Consider the following 17,793-nt stretch of genomic DNA (forward strand, 5'->3'; position numbering starts at 1 on the left):
ACGACAACCTGGAGTACTACCAGGACGCCTACGAGATCGGTTACGAGAAGATCATCGACACCTATGCCGCGGCCACCCAGCACGTGGACCAGGGCCTGTCGCTGACGCTGTTCTTCAAGGACACGGCCACCACCCGCGACGTGAACAAGGCGCAGATCTACGCCTGGCGCAAGGGAATCAAGACGCTGTACTACATCCGGCTGCGCCAGATGGCTTTGGAGGGAACAGAGGTCGAGGGCTGCGTGTCCTGCATGCTCTAGCGCCCCGGCGCCCGGTGTAAAGCCGGGCGCCACCGCGTTTTCCGGCCACCGCCCGCGTAATCCGGGTAGACCGGCTGTCGTAGCCGCCCTAACTTTGCATCAGACAGCGACCCGAGCGACGCAGATTCGTTCGGGGGCCAGACGATGCAAAGGGGCGATCATGCCACGGACCCGTGACGATAGTTGGGACCTCAAGACCGGCGTAGGCGCGACGGCGACGATGGTGGCCGCGGCACGGGCGGTCGCCAGCAGGCAAACCGACCCGGTAATCAGGGATCCGTTCGCCGAGATATTGGTCCGGGCGGTCGGACTACGATTGTTCACCCAAATAGTCGACGGCACAATCAGTTTCTCCGACCTCGATGTCGCCTGGATGCCCGCCTACTTCGGGATGCGCAGTAGCAGCCTCGATGACTTCGCCCTCGACGCGTGCCAGTCGGGCATTCGGCAAGCCGTGATCCTGGCCGCCGGATTGGATTGTCGCGCCTACCGGTTGGATTGGCCGTCGACGATGTCCATCTACGAAGTCGACCAACCGCGGGTAATCGAGTGGAAGCGCAGCGTCCTGACCGGATTGGGCTGGCCGCCTGCAGACGGGCACCACTGCCTAGGCATCGATTTGCGCCAGGACTGGTCAACGGCATTGCGGCAAGCGGGTTTCGATGACGCTCAGCCGACCGTCTGGATCGTCGAGGGCCTCCTCATCGGGTACCTACCGCCCGAGACACACGACGAGATACTCGACGCGATCACCACCTTGAGTGCCCCTGGCAGCCGGCTCGGGGCCGACTACATCGACAGCCCCCGGGCCGACGCGCTTGGCGATAACCTGCGAATGCACCATGCGATGTGGAATGAGCGGGACCCCGAAATAGATATGCGCGACCTGACTTTCGCCGGAAAGCACGCCGATCCGGTGGCGTATCTGGCCGAGCGTGGCTGGAAGGCAAGCAGTGCGGATCTCGACACCGTCTTTCGGGACGCCGAGCGACCCGCTCCCACCGGGGACGGCTTCGCCGAGCTTGCGAGTTTCACCCGGATGCTCAGCGGGTTGCGCACCTAGCGGTTTCGTCGCAGCTGCGTTCACTGTCATCCCCGCATGTCTTTCCTTGGCCCGCAGGAGGGGTCACACTCATGGTCGCGTCCGTACGTCGGCGGCTGGTCAGCAGGCTCTGGCTGCCCGCCCTGGTGGCCGTCGTGGTTGTCCTGGCTGCATTCATCATCGACTCCGCACACGGGATCTTCGGTTCCCAGGACCGAACTCGAAGTCCGGGCAACAAATTCTCGATAGCCCAGTTCAATCCCAAACGCATCGAATACGACATTTTCGGCGATCTCGCGGGGTGGGGAAGGGCCAGCTACTGGGACGTGAACTCCCGCCCCGTACTGGTCGACCTCGCGGCGCTGCCGTGGACACACACCGAAGTAACGGTCTTGACGACGGCCACCGCCGATATCGCCGCGCAGGTGGCAGGCGGCAACATCGGCTGCCGTATCACTGTCGACGGGCAGGTGCGTTCCGAACACACGGCAACCGGTGACCATGCCGGCGTATGGTGCCAGGTGCTGTCCGCATGAACCATAGTGACAACACGCGAAGGCCGTTCTTCGCCAAGGCCATTCGCAGGTTCGCCGTGCCCGTGGTGCTCGCGTGGATCGCCCTCATGGTTGTACTCAACACGGTCGTTCCGCAGCTGGAGCCGGTCACCGAAGCGAACCGGGGTCCGCTGGTCCCGGTCGACGCGCCATCGTCACAAGCACTCATCCACATCGGGCAGGTATTCAAAGAGTCCGACAGCAACAGCCTGGTGATGGTCGTGCTGGAAGGCGAACACAAGTTGGACGAAGGCGACCATGTGTTCTACAACGATCTGGTCGCAAAACTACGGCGCGACAAACACGTTCAATACGTGATGAACCTCTGGGGGCAGGGAACCACCGCCGCGGGGGTGCAGAGCAACGACGGAAAGGCGTCCTACACGCTGGTACGGACCGCCGGCAACCTCGGCTCGGCGGTCTCGGACGAGTCGATCAAGGCGGTGCGAGACCTGGTCTCGCAGAACAAAACCCCGCCCGGTCTGAAGGTCTACGTCTCGGGTTCGGCACCGCTGTCGGCGGATATGCTCGAAGCCGGTAACGAGAGCCTGATCATGATCATGTTCGTCACCATCGTCCTGATCACCGTGATGCTGCTGGTCGTCTACCGCTCGGTCTCGACCGCGCTGCTCGTCCTGCTCATGGTGATGCTGGAACTGAACTGCGGGCGGGGCTTGGTGTCCTTGTTGGCCTTCCACAAGCTCATCGGGATATCGGAGTTCGCGTCGAACCTCTTGGTATCCCTCATCCTCGGCGCGGGCACCGATTACGCGATCTTCTTGATCGGCCGCTATCACGAAGCACGCCACGCTGGCGAAGACCGGGAAACCGCATACTATTCCGCAGTCAACGGCGTGTCGCACGTCATCCTGGGGTCTGGTCTTGCGGTTGCCGGCGCGACGTTCTGCCTCAAGTTCACCCGGCTCAATTACTTCAACACCTGTGGGATCCCCTGTGCCGTGGCAATGCTCACCGCGGTCAGCGCCGCCCTGACCTTCGGGCCGGCCGTGCTGGCACTCGGCAGCAGATTTGGGGTATTCGAACCGAAACGCCAAGGAGGCGCCGGCATTTGGCGCAAGATCGGCACGGTTACCGTCCGGTGGCCTGGCCGGGTCCTGTTGGCAAGTTGCCTGGTGGTGCTTGTGGGATCGCTGACGTTGCCCAGCTACCGGCCCAACTACGACGACCGCATCTACATCTCCGATGACAGCCCGTCGAAGCTGGGATATGCCGCGAGCGACAGGCACTTCCCGGTCAGCAGGCTCAACGGCGACATGCTCATGGTCGAGTCCGATCACGATATGCGTAACAGCACGGATATGATCGCATTAGATCGGGTGGCGCGCAGCGTCTTTCACACTCCGGGCGTGGGGTTGATCCAGAGCGTCACCAGGCCGCTGGGGACTCCGCTCGAGCATTCATCCTTCACCTACACAATGGGCTCGATGGGAACGAAGATCAAGGAGCTCGTGCCGTTCCTCACCGACCTGAACACCCGGCTGACCGACATGGCCGACATCACGAGTCGCATGACCGAACTGATGCGTCATCAGCAGCAATTGACGTCACAACAGGCCGGCGCGACGCATCTCGCCGCCAACGCCGCCCAGGGCATGAAAGACGTCACGGATGCGCTGCGGGACAACATCGCCGAGTTCGACGACGTCTGGCGTCCGGTCCGAAGCTACTTCTACTGGGAGAAGCATTGTTTCGACATCCCGCTCTGCTGGTCATTGCGATCGCTGTTCGACGCGACCGACAAGTTCGACCAGCTGGACGAGCAGATGGACAAGAATCTTCAAGCTGCACTGATCCAGGACTCGGTGCTGCCACAACTGGTCGAACTACTCAGCCGCAACGTCGATGAGCTCGACCAACTCCACCGGGTCATCCTGGCTGAGCACAGCACGATCGAACCCCAGTTGGCCCAACTCGACGAGCTGAGCCGCCAGATGATGGACCTGGGTTACGCTTTCGACAGTGCGAAGAACGACGAATTCTTCTACCTACCACCAGACGCCTTCGCGAATCCCTCTTTCCGGATCGACCTGAAATACTTCGTGTCTCCGGACGGCAAAGCCGCGCGATACATGATCTACCACGACGGTGAGGCGCTCACTGCGCAAGGCATCCAGCATGACCAGACCTATCTGGCGGCCGCGCAGGAGGCGCTGAAGGGCACCACCCTCAGTGGCGCCCGCGTCTATCTCGGCGGCGCGGCGACGACGTACTGGGACATCCAGGATGCGGCCAAAACGGACCTGATCATCGCGGCCACCGCGGCATTCGCGTTGATCTTCCTGGTGATGCTGCTCATCACACGAAGCGTGATCGCGGCGTTGGTCATCATCGGAACCGTCGCGTTTTCTTACTCGGGAGCGTTCGGCCTGTCGGTCCTGATCTGGCAGCACGTGCTCGGCATCCCGATGAGCTGGCTTGGCCTGCCGCTCACCTTCATCATCCTGGTTGCGGTCGGCTCTGACTACAACCTGCTGCTCATCGCCCGCTACCTCGAAGAAAGCCGAGCGGGCCTGAACACCGGTCTGATCAGAGCGGTCGCCAACTCGGGCAAGGTGGTCACCACCGCGGGCCTGGTCTTCGCCGTCACCATGATGGCGATGGTTTCCGGGAAGCTGGTCTCGGTGGGGGAAATGGGATCGACGATCGGGATCGGTTTGCTGCTCGACACTCTCATCGTGCGTTCGTTCGTCACCCCCGCGCTTGCCCGGCTCCTCGGACCCTTCTTCTGGTGGCCCCGACTGGTCCGCTCCAGGCCGGCGCGCGCCGCCACCGGGCGTCCGGTGATGCCGATCGAATACGCGGCTGTTCCTTGACGTCAGGGTGTCGCATTTCGTGGGCACAACGGCTCGATAGCCATGGGTGAATCGCGCTGCGCTGGTGCAGGCTTGATTGGCCCTTACCAAACGACGAGCGTGAACGAGGTGACACCGCTTGCAGGCGATTGCGCGCGCGACCGCGCCGCCGGCCTCCGCGGCCTTTCCCTCGTCGCGGCGCCCTCCGCGCCTGCCGGCGAAACCGACGACGTCAGTCGTCGGGCGGGGCTTGAGCGTGCTTGAAATGGCGACGGCGATCCACGAACGGGCCACAGCCTGATGATCGACGGCCTGCGCATCCGGATCGACACCTCGGATCCGGACGACGCGAGAACTCAAGTCGCGTCTGTCTACTGTCCCCATCGCCTCGCTGTAAAAGGCAGGTTATCGGCGTTCCGGGCCCGGCACGCCGAGGGCGGCACCACTGGGCTAGGCGTCTACGCCCTCTCGTATGGGTCGGCTACAACCCTGATGGAATCGTCGACGTTCGACGACTTCGTCCTGGTTTCCCAGCAGATCAGCGGGCGGTTTGCGGCCCGTGCCGCGACTGGGGAACGGTTGCTGGTGCCCGGCGAACACGTAGTGCTGGACGCGCACACGTCGTATCAGTTGCGTTGGGAACAGAACTGCAGGCTTTTCCACGTGCGGATCGGCCGTACCGAGTTCGAGGCGGCTATTGGTGAATTCACCGGCGCGGGCGAGCCGTCCGCGGTCCGATTCCCGTTGCACCGGCACCCTTCCCGGGCGGGAACGGTGGCCGTTGCCAAGGTGATGCACTTCCTGCTCCGCAACGCCGGACCGAACGGGCTCTTGGCGTCCGGGGCATTGCTGTCCGCCCAGATGCGGCGCATGTTGATAGCGAGCATCGTGCAGGCCTATGCCGGGATTTCTGCCGCGGTCGAGGCAGGTCGGTGTGGCGGCGTCCAGCCGCCGGCCGTTCGGCGTGCGATCGCCTATCTCGAGGAGGCGGCGGCCGAGGACATCCGGATCGGTGACGTCGCGGCCGCAGCGCGATTGAGCATTCGTGCCCTCCAGGAGGCCTTTCGTACGCACCTGGACACGACGCCCACGGCACACCTGAAGGCGATCCGCCTCGCAAGGGCGCATGCGGAGCTGAGGCAGTCATCTGTCGAGGACGGGACGACCGTGGCCGCCGTCGCGTACCGCTGGGGGTTCGGCAATCTCGGCCGGTTCGCGGCCGACTACCGGCGGGAGTTCGGCCGCTCCCCGAGCGAGGTACTGCGCGGGCCGTAGCGACGCATCGGCGGAACAGAAGTCGAGGGCTGCGTGTCCTGCATGCTCGAGGACCGCGACCGATCAAAGGTTCTCGGCGCCCCAGTTGGCCAGCCGGCGTTCGCGTTCGGTTGAGTCGATGTCTTCGACCCGCGTCATGATCGACCACCGCTGCCCGAAAGGGTCTGTGATGGACCCGAACCGGTCGCCGGTGACGAAGGTCTGGGCCGCCTCCCGCAGTGTGGCCCCCGCGTTCTGGGCCCGCGCCAGCACGGCGTCGACGTCCGCGCAGTAGAGCGCGATCGAGTGGGTGACCGCCTCGGTGCGGCTCGGGGCTTCAAGCTGATAGCTGGGGTTGGGGTCGGACAGCTGCAACCTGCCGCGCCCGAAGTCCAACTCCGCGTGCGCGACCGTGCCATCGGGCCCGAGCATCTTCTCGACGAGTGCCGCGCCGAAGACGTCGGTGTAGAACTCGATGGCGGCTGCGGCTCCGTCGACAACGAGAAAAGGGGTCAAACTCGTGTAGCCCTCGGGGATCGGTTCGGGATTCATGTCGTTCAGCTTGGCTAGATTCGTCGCGTGGACGCTTGTAAAAACACGCCACCGGCGGGAGCGCCGGAGCCCGGTGTGGTCGGGCGGGCTGCCACCGGCTCGATATTCGAGCTCGACCGCACGGTGCCCTCGGTGGCGGCTGCCGAATTCGTCGAGCACTTCTGGTCGGTGCGCTGGGACCTGACCGGGCGGACCCCGCAGGAAAGCTTGGTCATCACTTTCCCATCGATCAATCTCACCCATGAGTGGGGCACCGACTCACCCCGCCATGGGTTCACCCTGCCGGCCACCTTGGTGCACGGCGTGGTTCAGCGGATCTTCGCCATCGAGTTGTCGGGACGCGGCGCGGTGGTCGGCGCGCGCTTCCGGCCGGGCGGATTCACCGCCCGATTCCGACGCGATGCAAGCGCGCTGACCGGCCGGGTTGTGTGCGTCGATGACGACTTATTCGACAGCCCAGCGCTTTTCGACGATGATATCGATGGCACGACCGCGCAACTGGACGCCATGATCGGGACACGCACCGACCCCGACCCGACCTATACGTCACTCAACGCGCTGCTAGACCGGATCCGTGACGACGACGCCATCCAGCGAGTACAGCACGTGATGGCGTGCTCACCGTGGAGCGTGCGAACCACCCAGCGGGTTTTCCGCCACTACGTCGGGGTTCCGGTCAAATGGGTCCTGTGCCGTTACCGCCTGCAGCAGGCGGCGTTGGCAATCGAGACCGATCGATCCGTCGATCTGGCCGATCTGGCGGTTCGCCTCGGCTGGTATGACCAAGCCCACTTCACCAACGACTTCCGCTCGATGCTCGGCTGCAGTCCCGGTGAGTACGCCCAGCGATACGCCTGAACGGGCACGCCCAGCCGTTTGATCGGGCAGTCTGCCCAGGTCAGCGCCCGTCGCGCGGTACAGTGCTTGATGTGGTGAGAATTCCTCGGCCTCCTAGACCCCACCCGGCTGTCAAGCCTGGGGCCAAGGTCGACGCGCGCAGCGAGCGCTGGCGCGAGCACCGCAAGAAAGTGCGCAGCGAAATCGTCGACGCGGCCTTCCGCGCCATCGACCGGCTCGGCCCCGAACTGTCCGTGCGGGAAATCGCCGAGGAGGCCGGCACCGCCAAGCCGAAGATCTACCGGCACTTCCACGACAAGTCGGACCTGTTCCAGGCGATCGGGGAGCGGCTACGCGACATGCTGTGGGCCGCGATCTTCGCGTCCATCGACCTGAAAACGGACTCGGCCCGTGAGGTGATCCGGCGCAGCGTCGAGGAGTACGTGATCCTGGTCGACAAGCACCCCAACGTGCTGCGCGTCTTCATCCAGGGCCGCTCGGCGGCCAGCCCCCAGATCCTGGACGAGGGACGCGGCATCACCCTGGCCGTGGCCGACATGTTCGACAACGAGCTGCGCGAGATGGAACTCGACCACGCGGCGGTCGAACTGGCCGGCAACGCGGCGTTCGGCTGCGCGGCGTCGGCCACGGAGTGGTGGCTGGGCCCCGAGCCGGACAGCCCCCGGCTGATGTCGCGCGAGCAGTTCGTCGCGCACCTGACCACCATCATGATGGGGGTCATCGTCGGGACCGCCGAGGCGCTGGGCATCACGATGAATCCTGACCTGCCGATTCACGACATGGTGACCGTCAAGCCGGCCGTGGGCTGAGCGCAGTTCCGCGTTGACAACCGCCGCGGCCATCGATAACACTCGTCCAAGCCGATACCCTGGGTACTGGGTATCTGCGCCGGCCGGGGCCGCAGCCGAAGACGCCGGCTGACGCCGACCCGCGACACGCCTGGATAGAAGGACCGATCGACCGTGACCGACGTCGTGACACAAACCGAGACAACCCCTGCGGCCAGCGCCTCGAAGCCCGTGCACACGCGCGCCCTCATCATCGGGACCGGGTTCTCCGGTCTGGGGATGGCGATCGCGCTGCAAAAGCAGGGCGTCGGCTTCGTCATCCTGGAAAAGGCCGGCGACATCGGCGGCACCTGGCGGGACAACAGCTATCCGGGGTGCGCCTGCGACATCCCGTCGCACCTCTATTCGTTCTCGTTCGAGCCCAAGCCCGACTGGAAGAACCCGTTCTCCTTTCAGCCCGAGATCTGGGACTACCTCAAGGGCGTCACCGAGAAGTACGGGCTGCGCCGCTACATCGAGTTCGACTCGCTGGTCGATCGGGCCCATTGGGACGATGACGAGAACCGCTGGCACGTGTTCACCGCCGACGGGCGCGAATACGTCGCCCAGTTCCTGATCTCGGGTGCGGGCGCGCTGCACATCCCGTCCATGCCCGACATCGAAGGCCGCGACGAGTTTGCCGGCGCCGCTTTCCATTCCGCCGAGTGGGACCACAGCGTCGACCTGACCGGCAAGCGGGTGGCCGTCATCGGGACCGGCGCCAGTGCGATCCAGATCGTGCCGGAGATCGTCGGGAAGGTCGCCGAACTTCAGCTCTACCAACGCACTCCGCCGTGGGTGGTGCCGCGGTCGAACCCCGAGATTCCGCCGGCGGTGCGCCGGGCCATGGAGAACGTGCCCGGGCTGCGCGCGCTGGTGCGGCTCGCGATCTACTGGGGGCAGGAAGCGCTGGCCTTCGGCATGACCAAGCGGCCGAACCTGCTCAAGTTCATCGAGTCCTACTGCAAATACAACATTCGCCGGGCGGTCAAGGACAAGGAGTTGCGGCGCAAGCTGATCCCGAACTATCGCATCGGGTGCAAGCGAATCCTGAACTCCTCCACCTATTACGGCGCGGTCGCGGACCCGAAGACCGAACTGGTCACCGACCACATCTCGCGGATCACCGCCGACGGCATCGTCACCGCCGACGGCACCCACCGGCCCGCCGACGTGATCGTGTACGCCACCGGCTTCCACGTCACCGACTCCTACACCTACGTCCAGATCAAGGGGCTGCACGGCGAGGACCTGGTGGACCGCTGGAACCGCGAGGGCATCGGCGCGCACCGCGGCATCACCGTCGCCGACGTGCCCAACCTGTTCTTCCTGCTGGGACCCAACACCGGGCTGGGACACAACTCGGTGGTGTTCATGATCGAATCCCAAATCCGTTACGTCGCAGACGCGATCGCGACCTGCGACAAGCTGGGCGCCCAGGCGCTGGCCCCGACCCGCGCCGCCCAGGACAAGTTCAACGACGAGCTGCAGCGCAGGCTGGGCCCCTCGGTGTGGAACAGCGGTGGCTGCAGCAGCTGGTATCTGGACGAGCACGGCAAGAACACCGTGCTCTGGGGCGGCTACACCTGGGAGTACTGGCGGGCGACCCGTTCCGTGAAGCGGGACGAATACCAGTTCTACGGCGTCAACACGGGCGAGCGGGCGGCGGTCTAAAGGCCGACCGAAGTTGTTGCGGCGCTGCGTTGTTCGCGGGCCTGCGACTTCCTGGCGAAGGATCGCAGGTTCTGCCGCACGATGCGGTCCAGCCCCCGGTCGGACACCACGCGGTTGATCCACAACAGGATTGCGGCGTCGCGTCCGATGGTGTAGCGCGTGCGTGGACGCGGTGCGGTCGCGGCCTTGGCGACCACCTTCGCGGCGTGTTCGGCCGAAACGCCCTCCTCGCCGAACGACCGGGCTTGCGCCGTGACGGCCCCGATGAGATCGCCGTAGCGGGCGAGTTGCGCCTCGGTCAGGCTGGCCATCAGGCCCTCGGCGGTGCTGATGCCGCGCTCGGCCATCTCGGTCTTGACCGCGCCGGGTTCGACGACGACCACCTTGATGCCGAGTTCGGCGACCTCCCGCCGCAACGCGTCACTGGCGGCTTCCAGGGCGAACTTCGAACCGGCATACGCGCCATACGTCGGCAACACCACCTTGCCGCCGACCGAGCTGATGTTGACGACGGTGCCTCCGCTGAGCAGCAGGGCCGGCAACAGCTTCTGGGTCATCGCGATGTGGCCGAAGAGGTTTACCTCGAATTGCCGGCGCCACTGGTCGATCGGCAGCGTTTCGACTGGAGAATTGACCGCGATGCCGGCGTTGTTGACCAGCGCGCGCAGGGGACGGCGCAGCGGATCGCGCGCGACGCGGTCGGCGATGGCGGCCACGTCCGTTTCCATCGTGATGTCCAGGATGTGCGGCTCGATGTTTTGTGCGCGCAGCGCCTCGGCGTCCGCGTCGCGGCGCACACCGGCCAGCACATGAAAACCCTTGCGGGCCAATTCTCGAGCGGTGGCCGCGCCGATGCCGGTCGAGGCGCCGGTGACGACGATCAGCTCATTACGGTTGGCGCGATTCGACGACATCATGGGGTTCTCCGATCGAGGGGACCTAGTTTGAGTTGACGCTGTCATCTCAAACTAGCAGTCGAGTTGACATTGTCAACCCAACGACCGGCTTATGCTCTGCGGGTGACGACAAGGGCCGAAAGCGCGGCGGCGACGCGCCGTTCGTTGGTCGAGGCGGCGGGGGTGTTGCTCGACCTCGGCGGTGTCGACGCGGTGACGCTGCGCGAGGTCGGCGCCCGCAGCGGCGTGTCGCGCTCGGCGGCGTATCGGCACTTTGCCGACAAGGAGTCTCTGCTCGCCGAGTTGGCCACCAACGCACTGCGCGAACTGGGTGACGCGCTCGAAGCGTTGGTGGGTAGCGAAGATTCGCCGCAGGAATGTCTGCGGTCGGCCCTGCTGTCGCTGATCGACATCGGCCGCACCCGCCCGCATCTCTACCGCCTGATGTTCACCCCGCCGGCGGGTGACCCGACCGCGGCGATGCAGGCGGCCCAACGCACGCAGGAGCTGTTTCTTCAGATGGTCGGTCGCATCACCGGTCCGCAGCAGGCCCCGCGCTACGGGGCGCTCATTTTGACGAGCGCGCATGGCATTACGGGCCTCGACTTGAGTGGCCACATGGATCTGGACAAGTGGCACACCAGCGCCGAGGAACTCGTCGACACGCTTATTTCGGTGTTGCCAAAAGCCGGATGAAAGCCTGCGCGGCCGCATCCACGCCGGCCTCGTCGTCGGTCGCGACGAGATCCAGCAGCAGGCCGCGTGCGACGGCCAACCCGAGCCGGGCCAAGGCGGGATCGACCGGAGCCTCGGCGATCGCGTCGACCTCGGCCAGCCAACTCTCGACGGCCCCGGGAACCATTCGGGCAAAAGGCTTTTCGCCCTGGGCGGCGCGGGCGTAGCACTCGAAGAACAAGCGCTCGGCTTGGCGCAGCTCGGGTCGACGCAGGTCGGCCCACATCGCCGCGAAGCCCTCGGCAGGGCCGGTCGGCAGTTCGGACAGCACACCCATCTGCCGGTGCTCGACCGCCTCGACGATTGCCAGGAGCAGGTCTTCGCGAGAGCCGAAGTGGTGCAACAGCATTCGGTGGCTGGTGCCCACTGCGGCGGCCACCTCGCGCAGGGACCGGTCGCCGATGCCGCCGGTGGCGAACTCGGCGACGAGTGCCTCGAGGAGCTGTTGGCGCCGCCCGGTGTCAGGGGTGCGCGCCATCGGCGCGGCTGAGCTGCTCGGCGCGGGCCTTGAGGCCTTGGGCTTCCAGGTCGAGGAAGCGCTTGGTCTTCTTGATCATCAACCGCCCGACGAGGGCCCCCAGCGCGCCGCCCTGGTCGAGTTGCTGGCGCACCAACGTGCGGCCGCCGGGTTGGGCGATGACGTCGTGGCGTGCGCGCACCCGCACTCCGGGCGAGCGCTGCACCCAGGTCCAGGACCTGCCGGGGTCGAGCTCGGTGACCCGCCACTTCAGCTTCGACATGCCGGGCTGCTTGATCGCGAAGCGCCTGCCGACGGCGAGGGCCGCGCCGTCCAGCCCGGTCAGGGAGGTGACCGAGGCGGTCCAGTCCGGCCAGTGCTCGACGTCGGTGAAGACGTCCCAGACGAGTCGGGGCGGTGCGTCGATCTCGACGCTGTCTTCGGTAAGCATGTACCAAATGGTACATCCTTGGCGCGCGATACTGGAGAACGGAATGGAACCGACGGTGCGCCGGGGGGCGCTTGCGACACGCAAACACAAGTTGTTGTGTTGCCGTCGCTTGTCGCACCCCAGAGGTAGTGTCTGGAGCCTGAGATTCATCCGGCAAAACGGCGTGTGAAGTGGGGTTCTGGTGTCCGAAAACATGAAGCTGATCGACCGCGTTTCGGCGATCAACTGGAACCGGCTGCAAGACGACAAGGACGCCGAGGTCTGGGACCGACTGACCGGCAACTTCTGGCTGCCGGAGAAGGTGCCGGTGTCCAACGACCTGCCGTCGTGGGGCACCCTGACCGCCCACGAGAAGCAGATGACCATGCGCGTGTTCACCGGCCTGACCCTGTTGGACACCATCCAGGGCACGGTCGGGGCGGTCAGCCTCATCCCCGACGCGCTGACCCCGCACGAGGAAGCGGTGTACACCAACATCGCGTTCATGGAGTCGGTGCACGCCCGCAGCTACAGCAACATCTTCTCCACGCTGTGCTCGACCGCCGAGATCGACGACGCCTTCCGCTGGTCGGAGGAGAACCCCAACCTGCAGCGCAAGGCCGAGATCGTCATGCAGTACTACAAGGGCGACGAGCCGCTCAAGCGCAAGGTCGCCTCCACGCTGCTGGAGAGCTTCCTGTTCTACTCCGGCTTCTACCTACCGATGTACTGGTCGAGCCGGGCCAAGCTGACCAACACCGCCGACATGATCCGGCTGATCATCCGCGACGAGGCCGTGCACGGCTATTACATCGGCTATAAGTTCCAGCGCGGTCTGGCCTTGGTGGACGACGCGCGCAAGCAGGAGCTCAAGGACTACACCTACGAGTTGCTCTTCGAGCTCTACGACAACGAGGTGGAGTATACCCAGGACCTCTACGACGAGGTCGGGCTGACCGAGGACGTCAAGAAGTTCCTGCGCTACAACGCCAACAAGGCGTTGATGAACCTCGGCTACGAGGCGCTGTTCCCGCGCGACGAGACCGACGTCAACCCGGCGATCCTGTCGGCGCTATCACCCAACGCCGACGAGAACCACGACTTCTTCTCCGGCTCGGGGTCGAGCTACGTGATCGGCAAGGCCGTCGTCACCGAGGACGAGGACTGGGACTTCTAGCAACCGCAGCTCGCATAGCTGGTCCGTCTTGCACGGTCGGCCGGCCGGAGACTTATTGCTCCGCTCCATACGCCGCGCGGGAGTTTATACAAACACAGTTGTAATTAGATGCGGGAGCGATTACGCTGCCATCGACGAATCGGGACGCGTCGCCAAACATCTGGGTCGCCAATAGGGGGAAGTTTGGGAAGTATGTTGTTCCGCGTAGCTACCGTCACCGCAAAGATCGTCACTGCCGCCTTATGACCGTCGCGTTGCTGACCCAGCATCTGTACGAGTTTGCCGTCGAATTGCGCCGATTGGCCTACACCATGCCTGGTGGGTATGAAGACCCGCTGATCCAGCTGAGCGAGCGGATGGTCCACTGCGCCAGCGAGCAGAGCTCGGAAGGTGTTGGCTGACTCGGCCGATCACTGTCGCCTCGTTAAGCAGTTGCTAGCGACTGGCAAACGCGGATTGGGTTTCCCGCGATCTGCTTTCTCACGATTGTGGATACCAGCCGATTATTGACTCGACCGCTAATAAGCCCGAAGCGGAAAATACCCGTACCCGATTTACCGCGGGCCTCCGATGTTGCTTTGTAGCCCGCACTGCTTGGCTTCCCGCGCGATCACTCGCATTAGCCGCCGGCGGCACGTCGGCCAGATCTGCAGTGGCGTTCTCATGCACGTTCCTCGACGCGAGGACGAGGGCCGGGACTGCTGGGCGGTTCGACCGCAGCGCTCGGTTTCCCGCGTGGCCGGCCCGGGTATCTGGCACGCGAAATCGTTTCTGGACGGGAGAGCCACGTGACCACCGCCGAACAGCCGCCGCCAGAGGGCGACGAACAACCGCCCCAAGCCACCGACGACGAAGAGGGCTCCGACGTGGAGTCCACGGAGCCCTCATCCACGGGAAGTGACGCTCCAACCGCCGGCGAATGAGGCGCCGGCCAGCCGACATGAGCCCGCGGCCCGACGGCTATGCGCTCTGCCGGTGCTGCTGGCGGGTCTGGTTAACGAGATTGATGCCGACAGCTGCGCCGCCCAATATTGCTGCGGGAAGGGCGATTTCGAGCTGTCCTGTCGTCGCGCCGATCGTGGCCAGCAGTCCCAGGCCCCCGGCAATCATGTTGAGGTTTCCGGCCACTCTGTTTGTCCGCTGGTGCTGATAGGCGCCGATCGCGATCTCGCCGACCCCGAGTATCCCGGAGACGATGAGCGGCGCGCCCGTCGCGGTCATTGCGGTGGCGATTACATCGAGTTGCACTTGTCTCCCAGACGATTACGACTGAACCATCAATTGCTCGTACAAGTCCTGCATACCCAATCGTCGCGTCGCTCCAAAAGGCCATCGCCCCTCCGGCCGCGCAGTTTCGCATATCGGCCTTCGCAGGGACGCCATGATTCGTTTCGTGACTGCCGCTGTGGATCCGTCCGCCGCGCGCTTTGGTAGCGGACATGTTCGGGTAATGAACGGCGTATGAATTGTGCGCGCGCCGCTTTTCACCCGCTGGCGCGGGCGACACGACAGCCCTGACACTGGTGGGGTGACGAATACCGCCGCCTCTGCCACCGCCAACTTCTGCCGTTCGGTACTTCGCTGGCTGCGCGCCGGCTACCCCGAGGGAGTCCCCGGGCCCGACCGGGTGCCGCTGCTGGCGCTGCTGCGCAGCACCCCGCTGACCGAGGAGCAGATCGCCGAGGTGGTGCGCAACATCACCGCGGACGGATCCCCGGCGATCGCCGACGGCGTGATCGAGCGCGACGAGATCGCCCATTTCATCTCCGACATGACGCACTACGACGCCGGGCCGGAAAACATCATCCGGGTGGCGTCCACCCTGGCGGCCGTCGGGTGGCCGCTGGCCGGCATCGACGTCAGCGAAGTCATCCCCGGCGACGAATGGGGAGAGGCCGCCGAAATCGCCGCGCGCAGTGCTGCTTCCGAGAACGCGCCGGGCGTCGCGCTGTAGGGCCCGTCAGCTTCCTGATGCCCTACAGCTTTGAGATGTCGATGACGAAGCGGTAGCGCACGTCGCTGGCCAGGACGCGCTCGTAGGCTTCGTTGATGTAGTCGGGCTCGATCAGCTCGATTTCCGGCGTCACGTTGTGCTCGGCGCAGAAGTCCAGCATCTCCTGGGTTTCGGCGATGCCGCCGATGTTCGACCCGGACAGGCTGCGGCGCGCCAGCGCCAGCGAGAACGCGCCCACCTCCATGGGGTGCTCGGGAATGCCCAATTCAACGAGCGTGCCGTCGACGTCGAGCAGACTGAGGTAGTCGTTGAGGTTCAGGTTCGCCGAGACGGTGTTCAGGATCAGGTCGAAGCTGTTGCGCAGCTCCTTGAAGGTCTCGCGCTCGGCGGTGGCGTAGTAGTGCTTGGCGCCGAGTCGCAGACCGTCTTCCATCTTCTTCAGCGATTGCGACAGGACCGTCACCTCGGCGCCCATCGCCGCCCCGAGCTTGACGCCCATGTGGCCCAGCCCGCCCAGGCCGATGATCGCCAGGCGAGTGTCCGGGCCGGCCTTCCAGTGCCGCAGCGGCGAGAACAGCGTGATGCCCGCGCACAGCAGCGGCGCCGCCTTGTCCAACGGCAGCGAATCGGGGATGTGCAGGACGAAGTTCTCGTTGACGACGATCGCCTGGCTGTAGCCGCCCTGGGTGATCGTGCCGTCCTTGTCGGTGGCGTTGTAGGTGAAGATCGTGCCCCGGCTGCAGTACTGCTCCAGGCCGGCCTGACAACTGCGGCACTGACCGCAGGAGTTCACCATGCAGCCCACCCCGACGTGGTCGCCCACCTTGTGCTTGGTGACCGCGGAGCCCACCGCGGTCACGACGCCGGCGATCTCGTGGCCGACGACCAGCGGGTAACTCGGTGTTCCCCATTCGCCTTTGGCCGTGTGGATGTCGGAGTGGCAGATTCCGGCGAACTTGATGTCGATCGCCACGTCGTGCGGACCCGGCTCGCGCCGCTCGATGGTTGTCTTGGTCAACGGTGCCGTCGGCGAGGTGGCCGCGTACGCCGAAACTGTGCTCATGAAAAGTCCCTCTTCGATTCGATACGTCTTCAAGAAGTTTAGCTAGGGTAAAAGTTCTTCCGCCATCCGAGGCGGCGAATATCACCTTATGGCGACGAGTGCGTACCGGCCGGTCGTGGTCAGTTGATCGGGGCGTTCACCAGGCGCAGGTCGTCGACGATGCCGCGGGCCGCGATCAGGCCCTCGCCGGTTTGCCAGATCTCGTCGTTGACGACGTAGACCCGGTTGTCGTGGTTGGCCGACAGCTTGCGCCACGGGTTGCTGTCCAGGATCGTCGCGGCCCGATCGGCGGCGGCCGGGGTGGCGCAGGACAGGTACACCACGTCGGCGTCGGCGATCGAGAGATCCGGATTCTTCGCCAGGTCCGCGTCGGAAGCGCCGATCTCGATGTAGGGCTTGTCGGTGAACCGCTGCGAGGCGGGCCGGTCGACGCCGACCGCGCCGAGCACGCTGGCCGGGAAGTTGTTGGCGCCGTAGACCCGGATGGTGCCGGCCGTCAGCTGCACGATCGACGCCTGATAGTGGGAGGCGTCGTGCCGCGCGCCGACGTCGGTCGCCCGCTGCGAGAAGCCGGTGACCAGCCCGTCCGCCGCGGCGCCGCGGCCGGTGGCGGCTCCGACCGCGCGCAGGTTGTCCTGCCAGGCCGCGCCCGGCGCGGCGGTGAACACCGTCGGGGCGATCGGGGCCAGCTGCGGATACAGCGTCGGGGTCAACGCTTGCGAGCCCAGGATCAGATCGGGGTGGGCGGCCGCGATCGCCTTCACGTCCGGGTGGGAGCGGCTGCCGACACCGGGCACGCCCTGCACCGCGCCGCCCAGATAGGCGGGCTGGGTCGGCGAGCCGTCCGGCAGGGCGGCGCCGACCACCCGCGATTGCAGGCCCAGCGCGCACAGCGTGTCGAGCTGGTCGCCGGAGAGCACCACGATGCGCTGGGGATCGGCGGGCACCTGCACGATGTCTGGGGCGACGCCCGCCGCGTTGTGCGCCTGCCGCTTGGCCGGGCCCGGGTCGGCCTCGGCGGGGTCGCGTGCGCATGACTCGTCGGGCCGGCGGTCGTTTCCGAGCACGCCGGCGCCGGCGATCTGGGTGGTGGGCGTGACGAGCGAATGGGTCGGCTGCCCGGCGGGCTGGTCGGATCCGCAGCCGCCGCAGGCCAGGATGACCGCCGCCGTCGCCGCGGTCAGCCGGGCGGGTCTGATCACGCCGAACAACACGCGTCAGACGCTAACATCCGGCCAGCTCGGCGC

19 protein-coding genes and 1 pseudogene are annotated in these 17,793 nt (G+C 65.5%); 13 read left to right on the plus strand and 7 right to left on the minus strand.

Annotated features, from left to right (window positions below; all coding sequences use genetic code 11):
- The 5 genes and pseudogenes from A5646_RS02810 to A5646_RS02830 all read left to right on the plus strand — a co-directional run.
- A pseudogene (locus A5646_RS02810) lies at positions 1-260 on the plus strand (ribonucleoside-diphosphate reductase); the annotation flags it as partial.
- A 160-nt stretch (positions 261-420) separates the two neighbouring features.
- Positions 421-1,323 (plus strand): SAM-dependent methyltransferase, encoded by a 903-nt coding sequence (locus A5646_RS02815; protein ID WP_067019718.1) that lies wholly within the window; start codon positions 421-423, stop codon positions 1,321-1,323.
- 71 nt (positions 1,324-1,394) lie between these two features.
- Positions 1,395-1,838, plus strand: coding sequence for an MmpS family transport accessory protein (locus A5646_RS02820; RefSeq protein ID WP_066864734.1), 444 nt, complete (start codon positions 1,395-1,397; stop codon positions 1,836-1,838).
- Positions 1,835-4,690 (plus strand): RND family transporter, encoded by a 2,856-nt coding sequence (locus A5646_RS02825; RefSeq protein WP_066881252.1) that lies wholly within the window; start codon positions 1,835-1,837, stop codon positions 4,688-4,690. Before A5646_RS02820 ends, A5646_RS02825 begins: the two co-directional genes overlap by 4 nt.
- 279 nt (positions 4,691-4,969) lie before the next feature.
- Positions 4,970-5,944, plus strand: a complete 975-nt coding sequence (locus tag A5646_RS02830) for an AraC family transcriptional regulator (RefSeq protein WP_067019721.1) — start codon at positions 4,970-4,972, stop codon at positions 5,942-5,944.
- Positions 5,945-6,007: 63 nt separating this feature from the next.
- Here the strand turns inward: A5646_RS02830 and A5646_RS02835 are convergent, their stop codons facing one another.
- On the minus strand, positions 6,008-6,475 hold the full coding sequence (locus A5646_RS02835) for a glyoxalase/bleomycin resistance/extradiol dioxygenase family protein (protein WP_066864725.1): 468 nt from the start codon (positions 6,473-6,475) through the stop codon (positions 6,008-6,010).
- Between the two features lie 75 nt (positions 6,476-6,550).
- Here A5646_RS02835 and A5646_RS02840 point away from each other — a divergent pair, with 75 nt between their 5' ends.
- From A5646_RS02840 to A5646_RS02850, 3 genes are all read left to right on the plus strand, one after another.
- A complete protein-coding gene (locus A5646_RS02840; protein ID WP_197497871.1) occupies positions 6,551-7,333 on the plus strand; it encodes a helix-turn-helix domain-containing protein in 783 nt (260 codons plus the stop codon).
- Between the two features lie 80 nt (positions 7,334-7,413).
- A complete protein-coding gene (locus A5646_RS02845; RefSeq protein WP_156748738.1) occupies positions 7,414-8,142 on the plus strand; it encodes a TetR/AcrR family transcriptional regulator in 729 nt (242 codons plus the stop codon).
- A gap of 153 nt (positions 8,143-8,295) precedes the next feature.
- Positions 8,296-9,834: an NAD(P)/FAD-dependent oxidoreductase gene (locus A5646_RS02850; protein ID WP_067019724.1), complete on the plus strand. Its 1,539-nt coding sequence runs from the start codon at positions 8,296-8,298 to the stop codon at positions 9,832-9,834.
- On the opposite strand, the gene A5646_RS02855 is transcribed toward A5646_RS02850, so the two are convergent.
- Positions 9,831-10,751, minus strand: a complete 921-nt coding sequence (locus A5646_RS02855; protein ID WP_066864715.1) for an SDR family NAD(P)-dependent oxidoreductase — start codon at positions 10,749-10,751, stop codon at positions 9,831-9,833. The genes A5646_RS02850 and A5646_RS02855 overlap by 4 nt on opposite strands.
- Positions 10,752-10,853: 102 nt before the next feature.
- Between A5646_RS02855 and A5646_RS02860 the strand changes: the two genes are divergently transcribed.
- Positions 10,854-11,426: a TetR/AcrR family transcriptional regulator gene (locus A5646_RS02860; RefSeq protein ID WP_066881246.1), complete on the plus strand. Its 573-nt coding sequence runs from the start codon at positions 10,854-10,856 to the stop codon at positions 11,424-11,426.
- On the opposite strand, the gene A5646_RS02865 is transcribed toward A5646_RS02860, so the two are convergent.
- Together A5646_RS02865 and A5646_RS02870 are read right to left on the minus strand one after the other, a co-directional pair.
- Positions 11,398-11,943, minus strand: coding sequence for a TetR/AcrR family transcriptional regulator (locus tag A5646_RS02865; protein WP_066864709.1), 546 nt, complete (start codon positions 11,941-11,943; stop codon positions 11,398-11,400). The two genes, A5646_RS02860 and A5646_RS02865, sit on opposite strands and share 29 nt — an antisense overlap.
- Positions 11,927-12,373, minus strand: a complete 447-nt coding sequence (locus tag A5646_RS02870) for an SRPBCC family protein (RefSeq protein ID WP_067019727.1) — start codon at positions 12,371-12,373, stop codon at positions 11,927-11,929. Before A5646_RS02870 ends, A5646_RS02865 begins: the two co-directional genes overlap by 17 nt.
- Positions 12,374-12,554: 181 nt before the next feature.
- Here A5646_RS02870 and nrdF point away from each other — a divergent pair, with 181 nt between their 5' ends.
- The 3 genes from nrdF to A5646_RS30215 all read left to right on the plus strand — a co-directional run bounded on the left by nrdF (position 12,555) and on the right by A5646_RS30215 (position 14,452).
- Positions 12,555-13,529 (plus strand): class 1b ribonucleoside-diphosphate reductase subunit beta, encoded by a 975-nt coding sequence (gene nrdF, locus A5646_RS02875; RefSeq protein WP_197497868.1) that lies wholly within the window; start codon positions 12,555-12,557, stop codon positions 13,527-13,529.
- Between the two features lie 242 nt (positions 13,530-13,771).
- Positions 13,772-13,930: a hypothetical protein gene (locus tag A5646_RS29335; protein ID WP_197505100.1), complete on the plus strand. Its 159-nt coding sequence runs from the start codon at positions 13,772-13,774 to the stop codon at positions 13,928-13,930.
- Positions 13,931-14,317: 387 nt separating this feature from the next.
- Entirely contained in the window at positions 14,318-14,452 is a 135-nt protein-coding gene (locus A5646_RS30215; RefSeq protein ID WP_255361666.1) for a hypothetical protein, read from the plus strand.
- A gap of 37 nt (positions 14,453-14,489) precedes the next feature.
- Here A5646_RS30215 and A5646_RS02880 read toward each other — a convergent pair whose 3' ends face one another.
- Positions 14,490-14,750 carry a hypothetical protein gene (locus tag A5646_RS02880; RefSeq protein ID WP_156749168.1) on the minus strand — a complete coding sequence of 87 codons (261 nt, stop codon included), beginning with the start codon at positions 14,748-14,750 and terminating at the stop codon, positions 14,490-14,492.
- A gap of 307 nt (positions 14,751-15,057) precedes the next feature.
- On the opposite strand from A5646_RS02880, the gene A5646_RS02885 reads away from it, so the two are divergent.
- The gene (locus A5646_RS02885; RefSeq protein WP_066872070.1) at positions 15,058-15,483 is read left to right on the plus strand and encodes a DUF3349 domain-containing protein; all 426 of its coding nucleotides are present in this window, start codon (positions 15,058-15,060) and stop codon (positions 15,481-15,483) included.
- Between the two features lie 22 nt (positions 15,484-15,505).
- Here the strand turns inward: A5646_RS02885 and A5646_RS02890 are convergent, their stop codons facing one another.
- Both A5646_RS02890 and A5646_RS02895 read right to left on the minus strand, forming a co-directional pair.
- Positions 15,506-16,546, minus strand: coding sequence for an NAD(P)-dependent alcohol dehydrogenase (locus tag A5646_RS02890; protein ID WP_066872073.1), 1,041 nt, complete (start codon positions 16,544-16,546; stop codon positions 15,506-15,508).
- 119 nt (positions 16,547-16,665) lie between these two features.
- Entirely contained in the window at positions 16,666-17,760 is a 1,095-nt protein-coding gene (locus A5646_RS02895) for an iron-siderophore ABC transporter substrate-binding protein (RefSeq protein ID WP_067019730.1), read from the minus strand.
- Positions 17,761-17,793 lie beyond the last annotated feature (33 nt).

Origin of the sequence: Mycobacterium sp. 1245499.0 (assembly GCF_001673615.1) — a bacterium.
Classification (GTDB): domain Bacteria; phylum Actinomycetota; class Actinomycetes; order Mycobacteriales; family Mycobacteriaceae; genus Mycobacterium; species Mycobacterium europaeum_A.